Genomic DNA, 3,437 nt, shown 5'->3' on the forward strand with positions numbered 1-3,437 from the left:
CATTATCTCGAGCGTCGTTTTATGTGGAGCACGACCTGCGATCACAGGCGCGATGCGGTGTGGCGTGGTCCTTGGCACCAGATAAGACTGAACCAGTCAGAGGGACCGCAAGAACGCGAGCAGGTCGGACTTGGGCTTCCATGGCTTGGCTCTCGCAGGCTCGATGCCCGCCTTCTTCCAGAAGGCCTGCATGGCGTCGCGTTTCATTTGCAAGTTGGTTGTGATGTACCGCCCCGTCGTGGCGACGCTGGCGTGGCCCAGGTAATCGCGGATCACCGTGACGTCGGTCCCGGACTGCAGTAGCGCGACAGCGCAACTGTGCCGCAGCACGTGGGGCGTGATGTGCTTGCGCAGGAGTACGGGGTTAGCCTGACCTGCGGCGGCTGCATGCTTGGCAAGCACGTAGGCGATCCCATCGCGCGTCATCGGCTGGCCGTACCGATTGATGAAGACACACTGGTGCTCGTCGCTGTGGGTCATGCCACGCAGCCGATGCAGCGCGTTCGCCGTCTCCGGCCACAGAGGTAGCAGGCGTTCCTTCTTGCCTTTGCCGCGCAGGCGGACCTGGCGCGGAACGATCAACTGCAGGTCGTCCCATCGCATACCTGCAACTTCGGCGACCCGGGCGCCGCAGTTGTAGAGGAACAGCAGCAGCGTGTAGTCACGCCACCCGTCATGCGTACGCCGGTCCGGCATGCTGATGATCAACCGGACGTCCTCAGCTTCGAGGTAGGTGGCCGGCCTCTGCCGTGCCTTCTTCGCAGGGATGGCCAGCACCCGTATGTACTGCAGCGAGTGCGCCAAGTCGCTGCGCAGCATGTGCTTGAAGAAGCCGCGGATCGCTGCCCGGCGGCAATTGCGCGTAGCCGGCGAGTTCGACCGCTTGATCTCGATGTGATCGAGGAAGTGCATCACCGCCTCGGCATCCAGGTCGCTCAACTGCAGGGAGGCAACGCCCCGGCCGCGCTGCTCGGCGACGAACTTGAACAGCAATGTCAGCGCATCCCGGTACGCTCGGATGGTATGGACGCTCGCGCCCCGTTGCCGGGGTAGGTACTCGGTGAAGTACGTCTCGACCTGTGCGAACAGGTCACGCGAGGACGTGCGACTCATGGCGCGCGCCGCCGGCCTCTGGCATGCCGCTCGAATCGCTGGCTTGCCAACTGCAACAACTCGGGCGAGGCCTTGAGGTAGACCTCGGTCCCCAGCACATTGACGTGGCCCAGGTAGGCCGACAACATCGGTAACCGAGCATGAACATCTACGCCTGCGATCGCCCATTCGGTCAGTCGATGCACGGCGAAGGCATGCCGGAACTCGTATGGTCTGGCGCCGGCACGGCCTTGCGGAGGCTTCAACCCCAGATCCCGAAGCAGCCGGCGCAGCACGTCCGAAGCGGCACGCAGGGTGAGCGCCGTTGCGTTGCGACGGATGAAGAACGCCGGTGACGCGGCAACGCCGTTGGCGGCCAAGAGTTCATTGCGGCACCGCGCGTACAGTCGAAGCTCGGCGACAAGATCGTCGCGGATCGGCAGGATGCGCGATCGCCCCTTGCTTCGCCGCACGATCAGGATACGCCGGCGCAGATCGATGTCGTCCATGTGCAGTCTCGTGGCTTCGCCCAATCGCATACCGGTGCAGTACAGCACCAGACTGAGCGCACGCAACATCGCGCCCCACATGCTGCGCCCCTTGTGTCGCGTCGCGGCCTCGATCATGGCGAGGACCTCTTCGCGGCTGAAGATGTAGGGCACGAACACTGACTCCTTGACCGGTGCCACTGCGTGCTCCGGAACGAACGCACGGGGTTCGCCCCGGCGACGGAACAGGCACAACTGCCGAACGACACCGAACTCGTTGCCGACCGTGACGGCCTTGCGGCCCTCGATGCGCGCCGCCCACTGCGTCACGACTTCCTCCAATGGAGCCGGACGCTCGCCGTAGCGCTCACGGACGAAGCGCACGAAGCTGTTGAGCACGAACTCCGCCCGCCAGTAGCCCATGCCCATGGCGCGCTTGAACGCGAGGAACTCGGCAGCGTCAGCGGCCAGGCTCTGCGCGGTGACCTTGGTGTTCATCGCGGCACCGGCAGTGAGACATCGCGCAGCGACTGCGTAGCGATGCGGATGTAGGCCGACAGCGATTGCGAGTCGCGGTGCCCCAGCAACTCCGTCAGCACTCGAGGCTGTGTACCGACGTCGAGTTGCCGCGCGGCATTCGAGTGCCGCAGGACGTGGCTGCCCAGATAGGTCGTCTGAATGCCGGCAACCTTGGCGTGTTTGACGAGAATGTGCCGAACCGCGGAAGAGCAAGTAAGGGCTCCGAAGGGAACCTTCATCTGCACGAACACGTGACGCGTGGATGTGTGCGCCGGTCGTCCGTGCTGCAGGTAGCGCGCCAGCACTTTGCCCACGGCTGGCAGCAACGGCAGAACGTAGGTGACGCCGGTCTTCGGGCGCGACATCTGCAGTGTGCCGGCGCCCCAGTCGATGTCCTGCAGCTGCAGGCGGATCGCCTCGCCAGCCCCGAGGCCATAGGTGCTCATCATCAACAGCAGCGCGTGGTCGCGCAGCCCGCGCGCCGTGCTCGTGTCCACCGCGCGCAGCAGCCGCTGAACGTCCTCCCAGGGCCAGGCGCGCCGCGGTCGCTCGAACTGAGGTTGTACTGGCGAGATCACGGCGTCAGCCAGGTCAACGTTGATGCGGCCGCTGGTCAGCAGGAACCGGACGAAGGATCGGACGGTGCTGGCTATGTCGGCTGTCGTAGCGCGCGCGTAGCAGCGGGCGCACTGGATGAGGAACGCGTCGATGTCGGGCAGGCGCATCTGGCGCCAGGACTTGCCCGAGACGGCCAAGTGATCGAGCAGCTTGCCGATGTGGTTGAGCTTCTTGTGGACGGTGATCTCTGGGTTGCCCCGGTGCTGCAGGAGGTGCGCGGCGTAGTCACGCAAGACGCTCGAGGCGGGCGGTGCGCGGCGCTTGTTCGGCTTCCACGGCGCAAGCTGTGTGCCCATGACCTCATAGACGCGCCGCAGCGCGCGAAGCGACGAGCTTGTGCTCCCGAGATTGCCAGATTCGCTCGCGCGCGACCGTGCGCACCAAGCGCGGAAGCGCTTGGCTCCCTCGTAAGTAAGTTCATCAACCTCACTCAGCCCGCGCTGGACACAATACCGGCGGAAGCTCCCGATCTCGCTCAGATACCGCCCCGCGCTGGACTCGCTGATGCTGCGATCGGCATGCCACGTGCGCAAGATAGCCCGCGCCCTTGGCGGGCACTCGAGGCGTAGCTGTTGGACCGATGAGGTGACCATGCAGCGATATACGCGGGCCATCGCAGATCGGATGCGCAGTTCTTATGCGGTGCCAAGGACCACGCCACACCGCATCGCGCCTGTGATCGCAGGTCGTGCTCCACATAAAACGACGCTCGAGATAATG

The 3,437-nt window shown here is 64.8% G+C and carries 3 protein-coding genes; all 3 read right to left on the reverse strand.

Features of this window, described 5'->3' with window-relative positions:
* Nucleotides 1-96 precede the first annotated feature (96 nt).
* The 3 genes from FHT32_RS34715 to FHT32_RS34725 are packed head-to-tail and all read right to left on the reverse strand — an operon-like array spanning nt 97 to nt 3,013.
* Complete coding sequence (locus tag FHT32_RS34715; protein WP_176669057.1) at nt 97-1,113, reverse strand: tyrosine-type recombinase/integrase; 1,017 nt, start codon at nt 1,111-1,113, stop codon at nt 97-99.
* A complete protein-coding gene (locus tag FHT32_RS34720) occupies nt 1,110-2,078 on the reverse strand; it encodes a tyrosine-type recombinase/integrase (RefSeq protein WP_176669058.1) in 969 nt (322 codons plus the stop codon). The genes FHT32_RS34715 and FHT32_RS34720 overlap by 4 nt, the downstream gene beginning before the upstream one ends.
* Nucleotides 2,075-3,013: a site-specific integrase gene (locus FHT32_RS34725; protein WP_256099283.1), complete on the reverse strand. Its 939-nt coding sequence runs from the start codon at nt 3,011-3,013 to the stop codon at nt 2,075-2,077. The genes FHT32_RS34720 and FHT32_RS34725 overlap by 4 nt, the downstream gene beginning before the upstream one ends.
* Between the last annotated feature and the right edge of the window lie 424 nt (nt 3,014-3,437).

Origin of the sequence: Variovorax sp. SG517, from assembly GCF_013376045.1 — a bacterium.
Taxonomy (GTDB): Bacteria; Pseudomonadota; Gammaproteobacteria; order Burkholderiales; family Burkholderiaceae_C; genus Variovorax.